Source organism: Shewanella sp. 433, from assembly GCF_059338565.1.
In genome coordinates this window covers 2,306,514-2,329,899 of the sequence record NZ_CM181703.1, presented here as the reverse complement: position 1 = coordinate 2,329,899, position 23,386 = coordinate 2,306,514, and the positions used below count along the sequence as shown (strand labels likewise).

The following is a 23,386-nucleotide window of genomic DNA, read 5'->3' as shown; positions in this document are numbered from 1 at the left end:
CCTAGGAACTCATTTAATATAAATCACTTATAATAGCTAGCTGCGACTAATGTTGCTCAGCAAAATCCCGCATAAATCTGACTAACGCTTCAACCCCTTCAATGGGCATGGCGTTATAGATACTGGCACGCATACCACCGACACTGCGGTGACCCTTTAATGCTACTAAACCCGCCGCTTTCGCCTGAGTAATAAATTGCTCGTTGAGCGATTCATCTTTTAAGTAAAAGGTCACATTCATTTGCGAGCGATTGGCTTTAGCTACGCGGCTTTCATAAAAGTCATTGCTATCGATAAACTGATATAGCGCTTGGGCTTTTTGCGTATTGAGTTTCGCCATCTCGGCAATCCCCCCTTTACCCTTAAGCCATTTAAACACTTCAGCAGCCAAGTACCAGGCAAAAGTCGGCGGCGTGTTGTACATAGAATCATGCTTAACGGCTAAGCGGTAATCCATGATTGAAGCTTGCGGCAGTTGCGGCAGAGCCAATAGCTCATCTTTTACGATAACAATACTCAGTCCTGAAGGACCTATGTTTTTCTGCGCACCCGCGTAAATTACCCCAAAACGACTTACATCGATGTCACGCGACATAATGTTCGATGACATGTCAGCGACAATCGGCCATGGCGAATCTAATTCATCAAAAATTTCGATACCATCGACAGTCTCGTTAGGACAGTAATGTAGGTAACGATAATCTTGATCAATACTGCTAAGATTTGGAACGACAACACTGCTGATATTATTACTTTTTTCGACAATATCAAGCACGTCAATATTCTGCTCACCTACCAGTTTAATCGCTTCTTCTGCCGCGGCTAAAGACCAACTACCATCGACTAAATAGAGTGCCCTGCCATTGTTGCCTAAAAAATTATTCACCACAGCAGCAAACTGGCCTCGACCGCCGCCATGCATAAACAAAACATGGTAGTTATCGGGGATAACCATTAGCTCACGCAGATCTGCCTCGGCTTGCTCTGCCAGCGCAATAAACTCTTTACTGCGATGACTGACTTCCATCACCGACACACCTTGGCCATTCCAATCTAATAACTCCGCTTGTGCCTGTTGCATAACGGGGGCGGGCAACATTGCAGGGCCTGCACAGAAATTATATGTCGCGCTCACTTCTCTTCTCCTTTGACCTTTGATGTGTCATTGCGTGGGTACAAATGGTTATATTTAATTATGGGTAATACGTTTCGGGGACTACATTTCAAGTACTATATTTTAAGGTTTCACGTACTCAGGGTTTGGCTTGCACAAACAAAACGAGCGTCCCAAAGGACGCCCGTTAATTTACCTAGCTGTTACTCAGCGGGCTCTGTATCGGGTGCATCACCCGACGCCCCCTCAACAGGCGCTTCATGGGCCTCGACTAAGATAGGATTACCCTCTTCGTCTAGTTCAACCTCATCTTGGATCTCATCGATACGCTGCAGACCGACCACTTTCTCATCTTCTGCGGTGCGAATGATAGTCACACCTTGAGTGTTACGACCAATGCTCGATACGCCGGTAGCTGGTGTACGAACCAAGGTGCCCTTGTTACTGATCAGCATGATTTCATCATTTTCGCCAACTTGAACTGCACCGACAACGGCACCGTTTCGTTCGCTCACCTTGATAGAAACCACCCCTTTAGTGCCACGACTCTTAGCCGGGTACTCAGACAAGGCTGTACGTTTACCATAACCATTTTCGGTCACGGTGAGGATATCACCATCACCTTTTGGCACGATAAGTGAAACCACACTGTGGCCTTCTTCTAGCTTAATACCGCGTACACCGGTTGCCGTACGGCCCATGGCACGCAGGGCTATAATTTCTTCGCCAGTTTCAGGATCGATCTTCACTTCACCCGTCTCAGAGTTACGGGCTTTTTCATTGAATCGAACTACTTTACCTTCGTTAGAGAACAACATGATATCGTCATTACCATCGGTAATATCGACACCAATAAGCTGATCGCCATCTTTCAGGTTAACGGCAATGATACCGTTAGCACGAGGGTTGCTATAAGCCGTCAATGCGGTTTTCTTCACCGTGCCGTGCGAGGTCGCCATGATAATAAACTTATCTTCAGCGTACTCACGTACTGGTAAGATTGCCGTGATATGTTCACCATCAGACAGTGGCAACAAGTTAACAATTGGTCGTCCACGGGCGGTACGACTGGCTAGCGGTAGTTGATACACCTTCAGCCAGTACATCTTACCAAAGTCAGAGAAGCATAAGATGGTGTCGTGGGTATTGGCGACCAATAATTTTTCGACGAAATCTTCATCTTTAACCTTAGTCGCTGCTTTACCTTTACCACCACGACGCTGAGCTTGGTAGTCAGACAGAGGTTGGTATTTAGCATAACCAAGATGAGACAGGGTCACGACCACGTCTTCTTCGTTGATCAGATCTTCAAGGCTCATGTCAATTTCGTTGGCATTAATGATGGTGCGTCGTGCATCACCGTACTGCTCTAAAATCTCTTCAAGCTCTTCTTTGATCACTTCCATCAGACGCTCAGGGCTGCTCAAAATAAGCAATAGTCCAGCGATGAAGATCAGTAGTTCTTCATATTCTGATAGAATTTTCTCATGTTCTAGACCGGTTAAGCGATGTAAGCGCAGTTCTAGAATCGCCTGAGCTTGTTGCTCAGTCAGGTAATATTTGCCGTCGCGAATACCAAACTCTGGCTCTAGCCATTCTGGACGTGCGGCATCATCACCCGCCTTCTCGAGCATGCTTTGTACATGACCCAGTTCCCAGCCCTGTGCCACCAGTTGTACTTTGGCTTCCGCTGGGGTTGGCGAGGCTTTGATAAGCGCAATAATAGGATCGATGTTTGCCAGAGCAATGGCGAGTGCTTCCAAGATATGAGCACGTTCGCGAGCTTTACGCAGTTCAAACACGGTGCGGCGAGTCACCACTTCACGGCGGTGTAAAATAAAGCACTCGAGCATCTCTTTGAGGTTAAACAGCTTAGGCTGACCGTCGGTCAACGCCACCATGTTTATACCAAAAGAGCACTGCATCTGAGTTTGGGCATAAAGGTTATTAAGGACAACCTCACCCACTTCGCCACGCTTGATCTCGATAACGATACGCATACCGTCTTTATCTGACTCATCGCGCAGGCCGCTAATGCCTTCAATCTTCTTATCTTTAACCAGCTCGGCAATCTTTTCGATTAAGCGAGCCTTGTTCACTTGATAAGGGATCTCATGAACGATAATGCGTTCACGGCCATTGTCTTCAGTTTCGACTTCTGCTTTAGCGCGCATGACGGCGCGGCCTCGGCCAGTATTGTAAGCATCAATGATGCCTTTACGACCGTTAATAGTGGCGGCCGTTGGAAAATCAGGCCCTGGAATATATTCCATTAGCTGTTCAATCGATAAGCTTGGCTCTTCGATTAACGCTAAACACCCTTTTACCACTTCGGTTAAGTTGTGCGGTGGAATATTGGTCGCCATACCAACAGCAATACCCGAGGAACCATTGATTAACAGGTTAGGTACGCGCGTTGGTAATACGGCCGGAATGAATTCGGTGCCATCGTAGTTAGGTACAAAATCGACGGTTTCTTTGTCTAAGTCAGCCAGTAAAGAGTGAGCTAACTTCTCCATACGAATTTCGGTATAACGCATTGCTGCTGCAGAGTCACCGTCGACCGAACCAAAGTTACCTTGGCCATCAACTAGGGTGTAACGTAGCGAGAATGGCTGCGCCATACGAACGATAGTGTCATAAACCGCGGTATCACCATGTGGGTGATATTTACCGATAACGTCACCGACAACACGTGCCGATTTTTTATAGGGTTTATTCCAATCATTCTTGAGTTCGTTCATCGCAAATAACACGCGGCGGTGAACAGGTTTGAGTCCGTCTCTTACATCAGGTAGAGCACGGCCAACGATAACGCTCATGGCGTAATCTAAATATGAATTCTTTAATTCGTCTTCAATATTAATTGGTGTTATAGATGAAGCCAGATCAGTCATAAACTGCTCGATCCCTTGAAATTTAGCCGACACCCTACTGTATGAAAATAAAACAGTGTTGTATCAAGCCTGAAAACGTGATTTGGCATTCTAACACAGATAATTATTGTCGCTAGACCCTATTGATATTTCCCAGCAAATATATGATTAAACCGATAAACATTGACTCAAATCAAACCCAGTATGCTTTGACAGCAAAGTCAACACCGAGCTTACGCAACCTGATTGATAATCCTTTGTTTATTAATTGCTATCGGTATAATAGCACCACAATAAAATCTCGATGAGAGGTCCAAGAGTGTCTAACCATAGCAATGTTGATCCACAGGAAATCGCTAAATTTGAAAAAATGGCAGAAACCTGGTGGGATCCAGAAGGCGAGTTTAAGCCTATTCACAAACTCAACCCGCTACGACTGAACTTCATCGACCAAACGGTCGGCGGCCTGTTTGGCAAACGTGTATTAGATGTCGGCTGCGGCGGCGGGATCTTATCTGAAAGCATGGCCCGTATTGGCGCTAAAGTGGATGGGTTAGACATGGGGACTGAGCCATTAGATGTCGCTCGCTTGCATGCACTTGAGACCGGGGTTGAGATCAATTACATTCAAGATACCGCCGAAGCTCACCGCGATTACCACCTTGCTGCATATGATGTGGTTACTTGCATGGAGATGCTGGAGCATGTGCCCGATCCTGCATCAGTCATTCAAGCCTGCAGCGACATGGTCAAACCTGGCGGCTATGTGTTTTTCTCGACTATTAACCGTAATATCCGTGCTTACATAGAGACAGTACTGGGCGCAGAATATCTGCTTAAGATGTTACCCGTGGGCACCCATGATCATAATAAGTACATCAAACCTGCTGAGCTTATCGCGATGGCAGATAATGCCGAGCTTATCTGCAGCGACGCTACTGGGATCACTTACAATCCGTTAAGCGGTATGTTTCGTTATACCAAGAGTCTCGATGTCAATTATATGATAGCGACAGTCAAAAATGACGATGCCTAACAGTACGATCCTCGGGGTGCTGTTTGATTTAGACGGCACCTTGGCTGATACCGCACCCGATCTGGTTGCGGCGCTGAATCTGGCTCTGCACGATTTCGATTACCCCAGTGTTGCACTTGAAGATGTACGTGACGCCGCATCCAATGGCAGTTTAGCCCTAGTTACTGCGGCGCAGCCGACACTCGATGCTGCGCAAAAAGTCCAACTGCAGCAGGCGCTGCTGGCGCACTATCAACGCATTAATGGCGACAATGCTAGGTTGTTTGATGGCATGACTGAAGTACTGCACTATTTAATGGAGAATGGCATTGCCTTTGGTGTGGTCACGAATAAGGCAGCACGATTTACCCGCCCTTTATTAACTAAACTGTGTTTAGGGCAACAGCCCCTTATCGAGTGTATACGCAGCGTTATCAGCGGCGACTCTACCACCCAAGGTAAACCCGCTGCAGCGCCGATGCTGTTAGCTGCGCAGCAGCTGGGCTGTGATGCTGGTAACATCATCTATATCGGTGATGCACGGCGCGATCTTGAAGCGGCGCAAAATAGCCACATGCATGGGGGGATCGCCATGTGGGGCTATATCGCTAAAGATGACAAGCCAGCTGATTGGCCACATCAAATATGCTTTGATAAGCCATACGCAATTATCGACTATCTTGCTCAAGCCTCTGTCAGCCATAATACGTAAACGAAACCACTGATAACCAGCAAATCGCACTATAGCGATTTGCTGGTGTTGGTTTTAAAAACACGCTGCTTTTGACGATTTTTTATAAAATGTTGCTTTGAAATGTCGTTTTATGATTTCCAGTGTTTTACATCGAAGCACCTTGATGGATATTTACAGTGATTTGCTCGCCATCTCACAACCCATTTGCCAATCATCGATCGTCGCGATCGATGATAAAACTAGCGTTCTATTAGATTAAATTTAGCAGCACAAAACTTACTCAAAATCAGCAAGCATTATTGAAAACAAGCCTTAAAGGTTAGCCGTTACTAACCCTTAATGTTACCCCCAAGATATCCACAACTTGTCCCCTAAAATGCCGCTTGCAAAATGCCACCAACCTCACTATCTTGTATCCTATTATTTATATAACACCATATATTGTGTGTGAGTGACGATCGAAGCCACTAAAACCTAAGTTGTATTTTGGTAGTTTTTGTTAACTTTTCGATTGTTTTGACAGGGAAACGTTGAGTGTATTTTCCAGCTCATATGACCACAATATTTAATCAAGGCTTATCTTTAATGAACAGCACTATGCAAGTCACTAAACGCAGTGGCGAACGTGAAACTATCGATCTCGATAAGATCCACCGAGTGATCACTTGGGCGGCAAATGGACTGAAAAATGTCTCTGTCTCTGAAGTGGAATTACGTTCTCACCTTCAGTTTTATGATGGAATTCCAACTGAAGCAATTCATGAAACCATTATTAAGGCTGCCGCAGATTTAATCTCGCCAGAATCACCTGATTATCAGTTTCTCTCTGCCCGTTTAGCTATCTTCCATTTGCGTAAGAAAGCCTTTGGTCAATTTGAACCGCCTAAGCTATATGATCATGTCATTAAGCTGGTGGAGATGGGCAAATACGATAGCCACATCCTAAGTGACTACACTCGCGAAGAGTTAGATTTGCTTGATGAGCATATCGATCACTGGCGCGACATGAACTTCTCTTACGCAGCCGTTAAACAGCTCGAAGGCAAGTACTTAGTGCAAAACCGGGTTAGTCATGAGATTTATGAGAGCGCCCAGTTCTTATATATCCTGGTTGCGGCATGTTTGTTTGCCAAATACCCAAGAGAGACGCGTCTAGATTATGTAAAAAACTTCTATGATGCGACTTCAACCTTTAAGATCTCGCTACCCACCCCCATCATGGCGGGTGTGCGTACCCCTACGCGTCAGTTCAGTTCGTGCGTACTGATTGAATGTGGCGATAGCTTAGACTCAATCAATGCTACCGCGTCGGCCATTGTAAAGTACGTATCACAACGTGCCGGTATTGGTATTAATGCTGGTCGCATTCGTGCGCTAGGTAGCCCAATTCGTGGCGGCGAAGCTTTCCACACCGGTTGCTTACCTTTTTATAAGTATTTCCAAACCGCGGTTAAGTCGTGCTCACAAGGCGGCGTTCGTGGCGGCGCAGCGACCCTCTTCTACCCTATGTGGCATTTAGAAGTTGAATCACTGCTGGTATTGAAAAACAACCGTGGTGTTGACGATAACCGTATTCGTCATTTGGATTATGGTGTTCAGATCAACAAGTTGATGTATCAGCGCTTGATCCAAGGTGGCATGATAAGCCTATTCAGCCCATCTGACGTACCTGGTATGTATGATGCGTTTTTTGAAGACCAAGCCGAGTTTGAACGTCTTTATCTGCAATATGAAGCGGATGACAACATTCGTAAGAAGCAAATTAAAGCCGTTGAGCTATTTGCATTAATGATGCAAGAGCGCGCTTCTACTGGTCGTATCTATATTCAAAACGTCGATCACTGTAATACTCACAGCCCATTCGACTCTAAAGTAGCACCAGTGCGTCAATCTAACTTGTGTTTAGAAATCGCTCTGCCAACCAAACCACTGAACAATGTAGACGATCCTAACGGTGAAATCGCGCTGTGTACCTTATCAGCCCTTAACTTAGGTGCAATTAAGAATCTTGAAGAGCTAGAGCCATTAGCTGATCTGGCTGTACGTGCGTTAGATAATCTACTCGATTATCAAGATTACCCTATAACCTCGGCTCATAAAGCATCGATGAACCGTCGTACCTTAGGGATAGGCGTGATTAACTTCGCCAACTACTTGGCTAAGGAAGGGGTACGTTACTCCGATGGCTCAGCCAACGGCATTACCCACAGAACCTTTGAAGCTATCCAATATTATCTATTGAAAGCTTCGGTAAACTTGGCGAAAGAACAAGGCGCTTGCCCTTTGTTCCATGAGACTAATTATGCCAAAGGCATTTTACCCATAGACACCTATAAGCGTGACTTGGATAAAATTTGTGACGAACCATTGCACCTTGATTGGGAAACACTGCGTGAAGAGATAGTGACTCATGGCCTGCGTAACTCTACGCTGTCGGCCCTGATGCCATCAGAGACCTCATCACAGATCTCAAATGCGACCAATGGCATTGAACCTCCACGCGGATTAATCAGCGTGAAAGCCAGTAAAGATGGTCAGCTTAAGCAAGTGGTGCCTGACTTTGAAAAGTATCAGCATAGCTATGAGTTATTATGGCAAATGCCGAACAACGATGGTTATTTGCAATTAGTGGGGTTAATGCAGAAGTTTGTCGACCAATCGATTTCAGCCAATACTAACTATGACCCAAGTCGTTTCCCTGGGTCAAAAGTCCCTATGCAAGTGTTGCTAAAAGATCTATTGACCGCTTACAAATACGGTGTGAAGACACTTTACTATCACAACACTCGTGATGGCGCCTCAGATAGTCATGACGATATCACCGCCATTGAAAAAGAAGATGATAGTTGCGCTGGCGGCGCGTGTAAGATCTAATCACTTGATGTTTATCATCAGTATTTCACGTTAATATATGGGGGCTTAGCCCCCATTGTCGGAAGATAGAAACATGGCCTATTCTACATTTTGTCAAACCGCTAATAATGCCTCATTGGAACCCATGTTTTTGGGACAATCGGTTAACGTAGCGCGTTATGATATTCAAAAATATGAAGTTTTTGAAAAGCTAATCGAAAAGCAATTATCGTTTTTCTGGCGACCAGAAGAAGTTGATGTCAGCAAAGACAAAATCGACTATGCAGCACTACCCGATCATGAAAAGCATATTTTCATTTCAAACTTAAAGTATCAGACTCTGCTTGACTCGATTCAAGGCCGCTCACCTAACGTGGCATTTTTACCCTTGGTATCATTACCCGAGTTAGAAACCTGGATTGAAACTTGGTCGTTTTCTGAAACCATTCATTCACGCTCATACACTCACATTATCCGTAACATTGTTAACGACCCATCGGTAGTATTTGACGATATCGTCGCCAATGAAGAGATCCTCAAACGTGCTAGCGATATTGCCGAGTACTACGATAAGCTAATTGTCCTTAGCCAAGCCTTCCACTTGTTTGGTGAAGGTACGCACGAGGTTGACGGTAAACACGTCGTGGTCACCCAGCGTGAGATCAAAAAAGCACTGTATCTGTGTATGGTGTCGGTTAACGTATTGGAAGCGATTCGTTTTTACGTCAGTTTTGCCTGCTCTTTTGCCTTCGCTGAACGTAAAGTTATGGAAGGTAACGCTAAAATTATTCGATTGATCGCCCGTGATGAAGCTTTGCACCTAAATGGTACCCAGCATATCCTTAAGATTATGCAAGCGGGTAAAGACGATCCAGAGATGGGGGACATTGCCAAAGAGTGTGAGCAAATAGCCACAGATATTTTTATCAAAGCGGCAGAGCAAGAAAAAGAGTGGGCAAAATACCTATTCAAAGATGGCTCAATGATCGGTCTTAACGAACAGATCTTATGCCAATACGTTGAGTACATCACTAACGAGCGTATGAAATCGGTTAACTTAGTCAGTCCGTACGCAGATCAGAGCAACCCGCTGCCTTGGATGAAGAACTGGCTAGAGAGTGATTCAGTACAGGTCGCACCGCAAGAGGTAGAAGTATCATCTTACCTTGTGGGCCAAATTGACTCTTCAGTCGATGAAAGTCAGTTTGCCGATTTTGATCTGTGATGATATGGCTCTGTGATTGAGTGGCTAATAGTCCTGCATGGATAAATCGATGCATCCTATTTTTAGTCACAATAACGTGAGCAATCATAGCTCAATAAATAGATGTTAGATAATTAACAGCATGACGTTTAAGCAAGCGACCTTTAAAAAAGCGCCCATTGTCAGCCTACAAGGCCAGCCAGTGCTACTCTATACAGAGCAGCACGTTAGCCTGCTACAGGCACTAGAACAGAAAAACGTTAAGGTATTTTCAGAATGCCGAAACGGCTTTTGTGGTGCCTGTAAAACCAAACTCAATCATGGCTCGGTGATATACCATACTGAGCCTTTAGTTGAACTGGAGGCCGATGAATGTCTGCCTTGTTGCTGCCATCCCGATGGCGACGTGGACTTAGCCTTATCTACTCAAGGTGTTAATGTAGTTGTCACACGAGCGTCAATCTCGACAAAAAGCACTGCCACATCGACCAATAATATCCAGTCAACTAAAATGTCGACCCAGCAAGTTTAGACACTGTTATTGCGCAGGAAGCGGGCAACGATTTCTACCAGTTGCGATCGTTCTACATAGGCTCAACATTAAGACTATCGCAAATTGTTAACAGCATTGCTGGCTCAACAGTGTCAGGGCGGGATCATACTTTGTTAACAGTAGGGAACTTCTTCGTATCTGCATGATCTGATCGGGCATGTTATTCTACTGAGCCTAATCCATGTCCTTATTTGAACACTTGAAACTCATCGAAGACCCTCGCTCCCACATCAACCTAAACCATGATTTAGTTGATATTATTTTTCTCGTTTTAGCCGCTATCGCTTCAGGTTGTGATGGCTGGCAAGCTATCGAAGAATTCGGCCAAGAGAACCTATCTTGGCTGCGTAAACATCGAGATTTTGATAGCGGGATCCCTACTCGGCATTCCATTGCTCGCATCATTAAAGTGATCGATACCGAAATACTGGTTATGACACTTTTTAGTTGGGCAAATCGTTTAAGAGAAGCTTCATCCAAGCCATTGATCGCTATTGACGGCAAAACCTTGCGTGGGGCAGTTAATCAACATGGCGCTAACAATGCGCTTCACTTGGTTTCGGCCTTTGATACCGAACAAGGAATTGTGCTGTATCAGCAAGATACACAGACTAAAGGCAGTGAAATCGCAACGGTTCAGGCGTTGTTGCACATGTTAGACATTAAAGACGCTGTTGTAACCTTTGATGCACTTCACTGCCAGCGGGAAACGCTTCAACAAATCATCAAAGCTAAAGGCGACTATATTGTTCAGGTAAAAGGCAACCAACCGCTACTGAGGCAGGCCATAGAGGAGCAGTTTCAACCTCACTGGGATAACGACGGCGTCGACACATTGAGTATCGAAGAGGATGACAAGGGGCATGGGCGTAAGGAGCGTCGCACGACGTTTCAAATTCCAGCAAAGCTGCCGCAGGCGCTCGCGAAAAAGTGGCCGTCAGCAAAGTCGCTCATTGCCATTGAACGTCAACGAACATGCAAAGGCATTACAACCATAAGTACGGATTATTTCTTAAGTTCTTTGTCTCTAGACGTCGAACTTGCAGCCAAAGCAGTGCGTCAGCATTGGCACGTCGAGAACCAGCAACATTGGGTTCTTGACGTCACCTTTAGGGAAGACAGTTCAAGGATTGGTGACCATGAAAACGCGAAGAAGATGGCGCTATTTCGGCGTATCGTGCTGAACCTTTTAGAGCAGCATCCGCTAAAAGCCAGTAAACCAACCAAGATAAGAAAAGCAGCATGGAATGGCGATTTTAGAAGCGAGATTTTCTTTGGTTAAATGATTTAACAAAGTTTAATCCCGCCCTGCAACAGTGTCGAGCCGTTGGTTTAATAAAAAGGCTAACCTCATCGGTTAGCCTTTTTATTATGTTGACAGTGACGAAACCATAATTTGGCTCACTTTATTATCTAGGCAGGGTTATGGATTTAACGTCAGGATTGGAGTTAAAAGAAATACGGTACTCAAAAATTCCAGTGTCGGAATTATGAACTTCCATAGAGTTAACAAAACCCGATTTATGAGTCGGTGAACTATCCCCACGAATAAACTCAATAAAAAACTTATCTAATTCATCTTTAGATTCCGAAGAAAAGTAACCAAAGCATATATCATTATTACACGCGACATCATAATCGCTAAGAAGTGGATTGACATCTGACTTGTTTATATAGTCGCTAATACGGTTTTCATACTCAACAGTATCAGACTCTTTATTTGTATAATTAGGCAGTTCTTTAACAATCTCTCGATATACAGGAGATGTCATTATTGCTGCTAGAGTAACGCCATCAACAACATTATCACTCACGATCGATTGATAAAGTTTTTCACCAATGTCGCTAACTTTTATCTGCTTATCTCCTATTTTATAACTTTGCCTATCAGTTTCAGAAATCTGATTATTTGATTTACCTTCATAACTGTTAGATAAAGCATTGCCGACATCACTCACAAAATCAAGGTTTTCACTTTCTTTAACTTCATTACTTTCTGATACGGATGAATCATTGCTTGAACTATAAAAATAGACAAACACAATAGACATTATGGCTAAAATAAGTAGTGATGATAGTACTTTTTTATTTGCAATCATGATTTACCAACTCTTAAGTGGTTATTGAATTCTAGTGTGTTCTACCATAATGATCTAGGATTGTGCCTAAGCAACTATTTTTCACATATTGGAATAGGATTAATTACGTAAGCAAAGTCGCCGCTCGATAAGGAAATCGCGAATATATAGTCACATTTATTTATAATCATTATTTCCCTATAAAATTATAAACAGAACATATTTAAATATAGCCCACAGTATTGCAACCATGCTAGCAACTGGCCAGATTCACGTCAACAAACTGTTAACACTCTGAGTTGTAGGTTTTTCCATAATGTAGATAATAACATTATCCACTCTAATTGAGATGTAGGAAGGGAGTGAAGAAGCTATATTGGTTGGTTTATCAATAATTGTATTAGGCGTTTACGGCCAATTCTAGATTGGTACCCCATCAGTCTCTACATCGACAAACGACACTGCTACAATAAAGTCGTTTTTGCATCAGTAATGTCGTAGCAACACCACGTTATTCGCTTATTATGCTGAGATCTGATTATAAGATGGGATAACCCAAGTGTTATCCCATACTCAGTTAATTACAAGCTGATAGCCAGCTCTGCCCCCTGACGGATCGCGCGTTTAGCATCCAGCTCTGCCGCAACATCGACGCCGCCTATCAGGTGCACGGGTAATCCCGTTGCTTTCATCTCATCGACCAAAGTACGGTTCGACTCTTGGCCAGCGCACAAGATAACATTATCGACGTCAAGCACGCGTGAGTCATCACCCACCTTGATATGTAAACCTTGTTCATCGAAGCGTTCATAGTTAACTCCAGTTAACATTTGCACTTGATGGTGTTTTAACACAGAGCGATGGATCCAGCCGGTGGTTTTACCCAGCCCTTTACCCATTTTACTGGTTTTACGCTGCAGTAAATAAATCTGCCGCTCAGGCGCCGATAGCTCTGGCTCAGTGAGCCCGCCAGGCTCAGCATACGTCTTATCAATGCCCCACTGTTTAAACCACTTGTCCGGTTGCAGTGTACTCGACTCACGTTCACCAAGATAATGCGCCATATCAAAGCCAATACCGCCCGCACCAATCAAGGCTACCCGCTCACCAACGCTAATTTCACCGCTAAGCACCTGCTGATAGGTCACCACCTTAGGGTTATCAAAACCAGGAAGTTCTAGGCGGCGCGGCACGACGCCTGCCGCAATCACAACCTTATCAAAGGCTTCATCACGTACCACAGAAGCATCGAGACGAGTGTTGAGTCTAAGCTCAACATGATGGCGTTTCATCTGCTCAGTAAAGTAGCGAATGGTTTCATTAAACTCTTCTTTACCTGGGATCTTACGCGCTAAATTAAACTGACCTCCCACCTCACTTTTCGCCTCAAATACCACGACTTGATGACCACGCATAGCCGCATAGATTGAAAATGCCATGCCGGCAGGGCCAGCGCCCATCACGGCAATGCGCTTTTTGGTCGCAGCTGGAGTAAAGTTAAGCTCAGTTTCATAGCAGGCTCTTGGGTTAACCAGACAGGTCGCACGCTTAAGGGCAAAGGTATGATCCAGACAAGCCTGATTACAACCAATACAGGTATTAATCAGCTCGCTTTCACCCGCAGCGGCTTTGTTAACAAACTCGGCATCGGCAAGAAAGGGGCGCGCCATCGACACCATATCGGCCTGCCCTGAGGCAATGATCTGCTCACCTATCTCAGGCGTGTTAATGCGGTTGGTGGCAATTAACGGTACTGTTACTTGCTGCTTGAGTCGCTCCGTCACCCAAGCAAAGGCGCCGCGCGGAACACTGGTAGCAATGGTTGGTACCCTAGCTTCATGCCAGCCAATACCTGTGTTGATAATCGACACCCCAACCTGCTCAAGGGATTTGGCTAAACTGACCACGTCATCCCAGCTCGAACCATTATCCACCAGGTCCAACATAGATAGACGGAAAATAATAATAAAGTCAGCGCCAACCTTAGCACGTATCGCCTTGACGATTTCGATGGGAAAGCGAACGCGATTGTCAAATGTACCGCCCCATTCATCCTCACGCTTATTGGTACGCGAACAGATAAATTGGTTAATCAGATACCCTTCCGAACCCATGACTTCGACGCCATCATAACCGGCTTTTTTAGCCAAGGCCGCCGATGTCGCGTAATCTTTTATCGTGTTTTTCACCTGTCGAGATGACATGGCCGAGGGGGTAAATGGAGTGATAGGCGATTTGATTTTGCTTGGTGCCAGTGAAAACGGGTGGTACCCATAACGCCCGGCATGTAAAATTTGCATACAAATTTTACCGTCAGCCTCATGAACCGCATCGGTCACTATTTTATGTTTAGCCACTTGCCACGGAAAACTTAATTGACAGGCATGTGGGGCTAAGCGGCCGCGCAAATTGGGGGCTATTCCGCCAGTTACAATTAGCCCTACGCCACCTTTAGCACGCTCTTGATAAAATGCTGCCAGTTTCTCAAAACCGCCCTTTTCTTCTTCAAGCCCGGTATGCATGGATCCCATGAGTACACGGTTCTTGAGTTGAGTGAATCCAAGATCTAAGGGTTCTAATAAATGTGGAAACGACATTCAAACATCCTTTTTAAACAAGTGATTTAAACTAGCATACCCGTTGTTTGTTTTAAGCTCAATACACAATCAAAGGGCTATGAAAAGATTCATTTACAATTGTGTTTCACCCCAAAGAGGATTTTCAGTTAGCATAGGGAAATCTAGCTAATATAGGAGTGGATGATGTCCGCTAAACCCTCAGTTTTTAAAAGGATCTTAATCGGTTTGTGGAAAGGCCTTAATGGTACTCGCAAGCTAATACTTAATCTGTTCTTTTTCGGTTTCCTCGCGCTCATTGTGGTTGCCATGAGCAGTGACGAGCTGCCTACCGTTGAAGATGGCTCTGCGTTAGTGCTCAATTTATCCGGCACTGTGGTAGAACAGTTACGTCAAGTTGATCCCATAGAAGCAGTGATGAAAAGCAATCAAGGCGCCGATGTCGATGGTGAGATTTTACTGGCCGATCTGTTACGCACCATAGATAACGCCGCCAGCGATAATCGTATCGCCGCAATTGTACTCGATATTGGTGAACTCAGAGGCACGGGGATCAGTAAGCTGCAAAGTATCGGTGAGGCGTTAGAACGCTTTAAAGCGTCAGACAAACCGATCATTGCCATGGGCAACTGGTATGGCCAAAATCAATATTTTTTAGCCTCTTTCGCCGACACCATCTATCTAAATCCACAAGGTGGAGTTGAAATTGATGGCCTAAGTCGTTATCGCCAATATTATAAATCGGCGTTAGACAAACTTAAAATTAAGGCGCATGTGTTTCGGGTTGGCACCTTTAAATCTGCGGTTGAACCCTTCGTACGCGATGATATGTCAGCCGCAGCCAAAGAAGCTAACAGCGCCTTACTTAACGATATTTGGACCAGTTACGAGCAAACGGTTGCCCGTAATCGTGGTCTTGAGCAAAGTGATTTAGTGCTCACATCTGAGCAGTACCTTGCCGAGCTAGATAAAGCTAAGGGCCGCTCGGCAGAAATGGCCGTGAATATGGGCTGGGTCGATAAACTGGTCTCGGCCGAGGCCTTTCGTTTAGCCATGATAGATAACGTGGGTAAAGCCAAAGAAGGTCATCAATATAAGCAAATAAATTATTACGATTACCGCACGCTTGTAAAAGAGTTACCACCTCTGATGATACAAGACACTGTTGGCATCATTGTGGCCAAAGGCAATATTCTTAATGGTAGTCAACCTGCTGGCCAAATTGGCGGTGAAAGCACCTCAGCCCTGCTGCGTAAGGCGCGCTTTGATGACAAAGTCAAAGCGGTTGTGCTACGTGTCGATAGTCCTGGTGGTAGCGCGTTTGCCTCTGAGCAGATCCGCCAAGAAGTGCTCGCACTGAAAACCGCTGGTAAGCCGGTGGTTGTCAGTATGGGCAGTTATGCGGCTTCTGGTGGTTACTGGATCTCGGCCAGCGCCGATTATATCTTTGCCACGCCAACGACCCTAACAGGCTCTATTGGTATCTTTGGTATGGTTGCCACATTTGAAGATTCACTGGCTTCCCTTGGCGTTTACACCGATGGAGTGTCAACCTCAGACAGAGCTGCATTCTCTGTCGCTAAAGGCATTAGCCCTGAGTTAAAGCAGATCATTCAACGCCAAATTGAGCGCGGCTATTATGACTTTATTTCACTGGTCGCCACTGAGCGCGATATGGAATTGGCCGAGGTCGACAGCATCGCCCAAGGTCGTGTTTGGTCTGGTAAAAAAGCCCTCGATTTGGGATTAGTGGATGCGCTCGGCGATCTCGAGCAAGCCGTAACCAAAGCGTCTGAGCTGGCTAAACTGGATAAGTTTGACACTCGCGTGATTGAGCAAGAGCTCACACCTCAAGAACTATTTATTCAGGAAATGTTCGCCAGCGTTGGCGCCTATTTACCTGAATCGGCATCAAACAGCCAGTTAGCAGATAGAATCATCGGTCAATGGAGCAAATTTGCTCAAGAGTTTAGTGCCTTTGACGACCCAAATGGCGTGTATCTCTACTGCGATACCTGTAATTTTTAACCTCACAGATCTTGACCATTAACGACAAGTGTTAATAAAAAAGCCCTCGCATTTTCGCTGGGGCTTTTTTATTCCTCCTCACCATTAATCATGCCCATAAGACACGGCAATAGGTCATATTGCCGTCTCCATGTGTTCAGCTGTGGGTATGTTAGCGCCTGCAGATTTTTGGTAACGCCACACTCAGACAGAGAATCACCAAAGTAGAGGCGGATTATGGGCAATTGCTAAGCGCTTACCTGCTATAACCTTTTTTATTAATGCCAACCCCAGTATAATCGCGCCACCCTTGCGATTAACCAGCCACCATTATTATGACAAAACGCTCAATCTACGTTGCCTACACAGGCGGTACCATCGGCATGCAAAAAACCGATAACGGCTTCGCGCCAGTGCCTGGATTTTTAACCGATTGTGTTAACGATATGCCGGAGTTTTTCCATGCAGAGATGCCCAGCTTTGTCATTCATGAATACCAGCCGTTAATCGACTCATCCAACATGGCGCCCAACGATTGGCAGATGATCGCCAACGATATCAAGGCTAACTACGACAAATACGACGGTTTCGTGATTTTGCATGGCACAGATACCATGGCCTTTACTGCCTCGGCGCTCTCTTTTATGTTGCAGGGGCTCACCAAGCCCGTGATTGTCACCGGCTCGCAAATTCCATTGGCGCAGCTGCGCTCCGATGGGCAAACTAATTTGCTAAATGCTTTGTATATTGCGGCAAACTACCCAGTAGCCGAGGTGTGCTTGTTCTTCAATAACAAGTTGTTTAGAGGCAATCGAACCACTAAGGCCCATGCTGACGGTTTTGACGCTTTCGCCTCGCCTAACTTTCCGCTGTTAATTGAAGCCGGGATTAAAATTCGTCTGCGCGCAGGCAAGATCAGTCAATCGCAGGCCAACACCCTTAAAGTGAACAATATCAGCCCGCAGCCGATTGGCGTGGTCACCTTGTATCCCGGTATCACCACTGCCATTATCGACAATATTTTACAGCAACCGGTTAAGGCGTTAATTTTATTAACTTATGGCGTGGGTAACGCGCCGCAAAATCCTGAATTGCTCGACTGTTTACGCCGCGCGAGTGAACGCGGAGTGATCTTAGTTAATTTAACCCAATGCATGCAGGGAAAAGTCAACATGGGTGGCTATGCCACTGGTAATGCGTTGGCACAAGCGGGGGTGATCAGTGGCTTTGACATGACCACAGAAGCGGCGTTAACCAAACTGCACTATTTACTGTCTACCGATTATAGTACGGCGCAAATTCGCGAAATGATGCAGCGGGATCTGTTTGGGGAGTTAACCGAAGATTAAAAAAATGCCCCTAATTATGGTTAGGGGCATTATTTAATTATAATTCTTCGGCTTTAAACGCGGCGATGCTCTCGCCTTTAAACTGTTTTTTAAGCTCTGCTTTAGACAGCTCGTTTAAGGTGCCTTGATTACCTATGGTAAAATGGTCAGTTTGATTTAACCTTCTTGCCTGATAGAGCATCACCAGTTGTAAGGTTTGCTCTTTTTGTTCATCAGACAACACACTGCCATCATCCCACTTGCCCAATTCAGCAGCGCTTAATAAGCGCGCATACACTTCATCTGGCATCTCATCGATTACTTTATTAATGTCACTCATACACTTTTCCGTTTATGTAATACTATTCGCACTCTGGCAATGAGGTAACCCACAAACCCAAACACTACGCACGCACCAGCAATGTTGGCCCGCGCACCTTCGGCAGGCTCTCCGCCCCAAAACCAAATCACCACCCCAGCGATGAATAATGTCATAGCAAAAAAACTATGATTCATTAACTGGTTACTGCGTTTAATATGGCTTATCCGATTAAGCGATTCATTGTCACCACTGGATTTAGCAGCGCAGTGAGGACACGTTTTCGCTAGGCTGGATATGCGCTTATTACAATTTGGACATTGTATTAACGCCATATCAGCCCTCCATTACTTAATATCGTCAACCACGGCCAACATGGCCAACAACGAGGCTTCACCTAAATAGATACAGCGCTCTGGCGACCAACCCGACATAGGATCAGCCATATTCGCATTATCTTTAAAGGGCATTTCCAAGGTATTGGACAAGCAGCCAAAGGTTTCGGCTACCCAATTTGAGGCAACCGTAAGATTCGCCTTGCCCGGCTCATCTTTATCGTAGCCAAATTTATCTTGAAAATCGGCGCTGGTCAGTAGCAAAGCATCGACAAAGCGACGCTGTAACTGCGCCATCTTATCGTTAAAGCGCGGCACGCCTTCACAACCGGCCAAAAAGACATAAGGTAAGCCTTCATCACCATGCACGTCGTAATATAAATTCACCCCAGTTTGCTGCATCTTGTTCACAACATGATACACCTCGGGGCTTTTCTCCAGTGAAGGGGTTTGCCATTCGCGGTTAAGGTTGACGCCCGCAGCATTAGTGCGTAAATGACCTCTAACGCCGCCGTCGGGATTCATATTCGGTACTATGTAGAAATTAGCTTTGTCTAACAATGCCTTGGCTGTCGGGCAATCACCGTCGAGTAAGTTGGTCAGCAGGCCTTCAACTAACCACTCGGCCATGGTCTCACCAGGATGTTGGCGAGCGGTGATCCAGATATTAGCTTTATCGGGATCTTCATCGCCGACTTTGACTAAGGTTATGTCGCGCTCATCAAGTGTGAGGCCTAGGTGCTCTAGCGACACCAAAGGATGTACTTGAACGGTGCTGAGCAGATCTTGGTGACGCTCATAACTGTATGGCGCGAAATAGGCGATTTGAATAACGTCACAATCGAGTTCAACCTCAATGGTCAACTTACCGTCTTGATAACGGGTTGGCAGACGAAACCACTGCTGGCGATCGTAACTGGCCACGGCTTGGTAATCTTCCCAACCCTTGGTGTACGATGCTGAGCCGGCATTGATAATATTAAGGGTATAGTGTTGGCCGACAGTGCCCTGCAACTTAAAGTTAAACCACTGAAAAAATTCGCCGCCTTCATCTGGTCTGATCGCCAGCTGTATATCATTTATATTATCTTGATTGATGACATCAATATTACCGCCATCGAAATTGGCACTGATCCGCATATCCATTCCTTCATATTATATCGCCGCATAGGGCAGCGTTGTTATTTGAAATCCGCTTATCAATCAAATGCACCCACTGATCAGACTATGGTTACGCCCGACACCGATTATAAGTACGCTTGATATTAATGCCCATAGGATAAACTAAATTGGCTCACTTTCGCAGTCGCCACCACAAAAAACCATCAATCTTGATCAAATAGCTCATTTAACTTGCAAAGCTGTACCCTTGTCCTCGTACCGTGTTAATCATGCTTTTGGGCAGATTGGTCTGGGCGAGCTTTCGACGCGTATTGCTGATGTGCATATCGAGGTTACGATCGAACTGACCTAACTCCTTTTTGAGCACCGCACGTTGTAACTCCTGCTTGGTGACCACCTCTCCCTTGCGCTCAAACAGGTATTTGATCAACTTAAACTCTGTGTGTGTCAGAGTAACCCGGCGCTCATCCACTTCAATACTGTAATCGAGTTCATTAAAGTTCATCTGCTGAAATACACAGCGTTGTGGCCGAGGTTGAGTACGAGCCAGTTGAATTCGACGCTGCAACGCGGCGACTCTGACCTGTAACTCTCTAGTGCTAAAAGGTTTTGCGATAAAATCGTCAGCGCCTAGCTCGTAGCCTTTGATGCGAGTCTCTTCATTATCATTAGAGGAGATAACAATGACAGGCAAACTATCGCGGCGAGATGTTAAGAACGCAAAGCCGTCTGCACAGGAAATATCAATATCGAGTATGATAAGTTCTGGTTGCAGCTGTTCAACTTTGTCTAGCGCTTCTTTGCCAGTACTGGCGTGATCAATTTGGCAAGCTTGTGAATACAAGGCTTGAGCCACGATCTGTCTTACGCTCAGATCGTCATCGATAAGTAATACCCTGCTCATCCATCAACCTTAATGATAACAATTATCATTAAGGTTACCTCTTTTAAGTATGCGAAGCCATTAATTTTCTATATACAGTGGCTGCTTTTAAGCAAGATTTAATCACATCGTGACAATCCTCACCCTTTTTCCTACCTGAGCTCAAAATACCCCACAGTAGCGAGCCAACATTTGCACCTAAAACACTCCAGCCGTATAAGCACTATCATTGCGCTCAATATTTGGCAGGCTATCGATAATAAGTAGGTTATCGACATTAGGCGGCCGTGAACACCTGCAGCCAGTAACCTCTTAGACTCTTAAGCTCTATAAAAAAGCACTTAGTGCTGATTGACTCAGAACGATAAAATGCAGTCAAAACTCCTCATAAAAATGCCATAAAAAAGCAGCCTCTGAATCGCGATTCAGAGGCTGCTGCTATAGCAAGTCACAAGATTAATGCATATTAAGCCGTTACTGCTGCGCTAACATCAACTGACGAATGTATTTTACTGGCGCACTGCCATAACTTAAAAAGGTCTCATGGAAAGATTTAAGGTCAAACTTATCCCCCTCGACCTGCTTTAACTCTTCTCTAAAGTCATAAATCTCACGGTAACCGGCATAATAACTGGTTAATTGCACTTGGCTCAATGTCGCTCGGCGCCATTTACCTTGCGCCTCGGCTTCCTGCTGAAACGCCTCTTGCGTCATCAGTGCTATCGCTTCAGCCTCTGTCATGCCTTTGACTTGGATGGCATAATCTAAAATGGTGTTGGCAATGACTCTCAGATTCCATTTGTAATACATTAGCCACATTTCTGGTTCAAAATTACCGTAACCTTCTTCCAGCATCATACGCTCAGTGTACACCCCCCAACCTTCGACCATAGCGCCATTACCAAAGAGGCTTTTGACTAAACTTGGCGACTCATTAGAATAAACTAACTGAGTATAGTGACCTGGGATCGCCTCATGAATATTGAGAACCTGTAAAATCCAGTGATTATATTCGCGTAGATAGCTTTCAGCAGACTCATCACTCATGTCATCGAGTGGCGTCACATTGTAATAAGTGTTGCTGGACTTTTCATAAGGCCCTGGGGCGCTAATAGAAGCCCCCGCAAAACCGCGCATGTATTCAGGTGTTTCACGCACCACTAACGGCTTGTTAGGATCTAATGTGACTAACTGTTTAGCGTTGACAAACTTAACCAACTGAGGAATTTGTGCACGCACCTCATCAACAAAGTCTTCCCGTTTAACATGTTTGGCCGACAACTTATCGATCAGCTGACGAGTCGCCACCGTACTGTCGCTTGGCATAGGCGTGGTAAAATAAGTCGACCACAACTGAGCGGTGATCTTGGCCATTTCAGCTTGAACGCGATCTTTATCGGCTAACGCTTTCTCATACAATGCCTTTGCTGTCATGCCTGACTGAATATCAAAGGCAAACTTTTGCTCATATAGCGCCTCCCCAATCCTAAAGCTACGCGCGCCCTCTTTTTCAAGCTGACTTTCTAATGATTTAAGCCATTGTATATGTTCATTAATGGCGTTAGTTGCCGCGTTAAAACGACTAACAAACAGTGCTTTTTCTTGCTCGCTTAATCCTGAGCTTTTAACCGTATCCAGCAGTTCATCAGAGAAAACCGCAAACGCTCCTTCATTTTGCATCACAGCCAGCTGAGTATGTTCAAGGGTCGGATTGTTAATGTTAGCGCGCGCGGCAACATAATAAGCGGGGACATTTTCCATGCGGCCTAAAAATGAGCGCAGGCGTTCATCAAGCGGCGCAAAATCTTCATTGATGATCTGCGCAAAGCCACCAGCGACATTATAAGCCGACGGATCCCATTGCCATGATTTAAAGGTCTCTATCTCCCATTTATCCCGCAGCAGCAAATTTTCAATCAGGCGATAATCGATCAGTTGATTCGCCGACAGTGATAGCGGCTCAAACTGCTGGAGTAGCGCCAACTGCTGTTCGATAAATTGCAGTGATAACGCGCGATTGGCCGCATTAGGCACTTTTAACTGTGCATCATATTGATGGTATCCACTGTACAATGCCCACGTTGGCGACTCCTGCCAAAGTGCATCGATAAATTGCTGTGAAAACTGCTCAAATTGATATTGTGCCGCTTGCGTCATGGCAGGCGAGCTCGGTGTAACGGCCTGATGTTGGCAGGCGGTTAAACCGCCTAATGCGAGCACAACGGCCGCAGCGAGAAAGGATTTTTTCATCTTGGCTTCCCTAATAGGTTTTAGTTTATTGTTCTAGTTTATTTTGAGTTTTTAATCATTTGGCGCTGTATTTGTCTTTAGCTCCAAACTGATGCTTATCTGTAAGCGTTACTGACCCACACTTTTATCACCATGACTCGCGTCAAAGATAAATCATAAGCGGCATTGCTAGTGGTTGG

Annotated in this window: 17 protein-coding genes; 8 read left to right on the top strand and 9 right to left on the bottom strand. The window is 45.2% G+C overall.

Annotation, left to right across the window (positions count from 1 at the left end; translation table 11 throughout):
- Positions 1-46: 46 nt before the first annotated feature.
- Both serC and gyrA read right to left on the bottom strand, forming a co-directional pair.
- Positions 47-1,135, bottom strand: coding sequence for a 3-phosphoserine/phosphohydroxythreonine transaminase (serC, locus tag AC5YB1_RS10290; RefSeq protein WP_494519082.1), 1,089 nt, complete (start codon positions 1,133-1,135; stop codon positions 47-49).
- Between the two features lie 182 nt (positions 1,136-1,317).
- Positions 1,318-4,011, bottom strand: coding sequence for a DNA gyrase subunit A (gyrA, locus tag AC5YB1_RS10285; protein WP_494519081.1), 2,694 nt, complete (start codon positions 4,009-4,011; stop codon positions 1,318-1,320).
- A 298-nt stretch (positions 4,012-4,309) separates the two neighbouring features.
- Here gyrA and ubiG point away from each other — a divergent pair, with 298 nt between their 5' ends.
- The 6 genes from ubiG to AC5YB1_RS10255 all read left to right on the top strand — a co-directional run bounded on the left by ubiG (position 4,310) and on the right by AC5YB1_RS10255 (position 11,591).
- A complete protein-coding gene (ubiG, locus tag AC5YB1_RS10280; protein ID WP_494519080.1) occupies positions 4,310-5,026 on the top strand; it encodes a bifunctional 2-polyprenyl-6-hydroxyphenol methylase/3-demethylubiquinol 3-O-methyltransferase UbiG in 717 nt (238 codons plus the stop codon).
- Positions 5,019-5,717 carry an HAD family hydrolase gene (locus tag AC5YB1_RS10275; protein ID WP_494521621.1) on the top strand — a complete coding sequence of 233 codons (699 nt, stop codon included), beginning with the start codon at positions 5,019-5,021 and terminating at the stop codon, positions 5,715-5,717. The genes ubiG and AC5YB1_RS10275 overlap by 8 nt, the downstream gene beginning before the upstream one ends.
- Positions 5,718-6,284: 567 nt before the next feature.
- The gene (gene nrdA / locus AC5YB1_RS10270; protein WP_494519079.1) at positions 6,285-8,573 is read left to right on the top strand and encodes a class 1a ribonucleoside-diphosphate reductase subunit alpha; all 2,289 of its coding nucleotides are present in this window, start codon (positions 6,285-6,287) and stop codon (positions 8,571-8,573) included.
- Between the two features lie 73 nt (positions 8,574-8,646).
- Entirely contained in the window at positions 8,647-9,777 is a 1,131-nt protein-coding gene (gene nrdB, locus AC5YB1_RS10265; protein ID WP_494519078.1) for a class Ia ribonucleoside-diphosphate reductase subunit beta, read from the top strand.
- Positions 9,778-9,898: 121 nt separating this feature from the next.
- Positions 9,899-10,288 carry a class I ribonucleotide reductase maintenance protein YfaE gene (gene yfaE / locus AC5YB1_RS10260; RefSeq protein ID WP_494519077.1) on the top strand — a complete coding sequence of 130 codons (390 nt, stop codon included), beginning with the start codon at positions 9,899-9,901 and terminating at the stop codon, positions 10,286-10,288.
- A gap of 202 nt (positions 10,289-10,490) precedes the next feature.
- On the top strand, positions 10,491-11,591 hold the full coding sequence (locus AC5YB1_RS10255; protein WP_494519076.1) for an ISAs1 family transposase: 1,101 nt from the start codon (positions 10,491-10,493) through the stop codon (positions 11,589-11,591).
- Between the two features lie 127 nt (positions 11,592-11,718).
- Here the strand turns inward: AC5YB1_RS10255 and AC5YB1_RS10250 are convergent, their stop codons facing one another.
- Both AC5YB1_RS10250 and AC5YB1_RS10245 read right to left on the bottom strand, forming a co-directional pair.
- Positions 11,719-12,408 carry a hypothetical protein gene (locus tag AC5YB1_RS10250; protein ID WP_494519075.1) on the bottom strand — a complete coding sequence of 230 codons (690 nt, stop codon included), beginning with the start codon at positions 12,406-12,408 and terminating at the stop codon, positions 11,719-11,721.
- 560 nt (positions 12,409-12,968) lie between these two features.
- On the bottom strand, positions 12,969-14,984 hold the full coding sequence (locus AC5YB1_RS10245; protein ID WP_494519074.1) for an oxidoreductase: 2,016 nt from the start codon (positions 14,982-14,984) through the stop codon (positions 12,969-12,971).
- Between the two features lie 165 nt (positions 14,985-15,149).
- Here AC5YB1_RS10245 and sppA point away from each other — a divergent pair, with 165 nt between their 5' ends.
- Both sppA and ansA read left to right on the top strand, forming a co-directional pair.
- Positions 15,150-16,991 carry a signal peptide peptidase SppA gene (gene sppA / locus AC5YB1_RS10240; RefSeq protein WP_494519073.1) on the top strand — a complete coding sequence of 614 codons (1,842 nt, stop codon included), beginning with the start codon at positions 15,150-15,152 and terminating at the stop codon, positions 16,989-16,991.
- A gap of 314 nt (positions 16,992-17,305) precedes the next feature.
- A complete protein-coding gene (gene ansA / locus AC5YB1_RS10235; RefSeq protein ID WP_494519072.1) occupies positions 17,306-18,319 on the top strand; it encodes an asparaginase in 1,014 nt (337 codons plus the stop codon).
- Positions 18,320-18,356: 37 nt separating this feature from the next.
- On the opposite strand, the gene AC5YB1_RS10230 is transcribed toward ansA, so the two are convergent.
- The 5 genes from AC5YB1_RS10230 to AC5YB1_RS10210 all read right to left on the bottom strand — a co-directional run bounded on the left by AC5YB1_RS10230 (position 18,357) and on the right by AC5YB1_RS10210 (position 23,207).
- The gene (locus AC5YB1_RS10230) at positions 18,357-18,638 is read right to left on the bottom strand and encodes a YeaC family protein (protein ID WP_110457665.1); all 282 of its coding nucleotides are present in this window, start codon (positions 18,636-18,638) and stop codon (positions 18,357-18,359) included.
- Positions 18,635-18,952: a zinc ribbon domain-containing protein gene (locus AC5YB1_RS10225; RefSeq protein WP_494519071.1), complete on the bottom strand. Its 318-nt coding sequence runs from the start codon at positions 18,950-18,952 to the stop codon at positions 18,635-18,637. The genes AC5YB1_RS10230 and AC5YB1_RS10225 overlap by 4 nt, the downstream gene beginning before the upstream one ends.
- A gap of 12 nt (positions 18,953-18,964) precedes the next feature.
- A complete protein-coding gene (locus AC5YB1_RS10220; protein WP_494519070.1) occupies positions 18,965-20,092 on the bottom strand; it encodes a M14 family metallopeptidase in 1,128 nt (375 codons plus the stop codon).
- A gap of 208 nt (positions 20,093-20,300) precedes the next feature.
- Entirely contained in the window at positions 20,301-20,978 is a 678-nt protein-coding gene (locus tag AC5YB1_RS10215) for a response regulator transcription factor (protein ID WP_494519069.1), read from the bottom strand.
- Positions 20,979-21,431: 453 nt separating this feature from the next.
- Positions 21,432-23,207: a DUF885 domain-containing protein gene (locus AC5YB1_RS10210; RefSeq protein WP_494519068.1), complete on the bottom strand. Its 1,776-nt coding sequence runs from the start codon at positions 23,205-23,207 to the stop codon at positions 21,432-21,434.
- Positions 23,208-23,386: the final 179 nt, after the last annotated feature.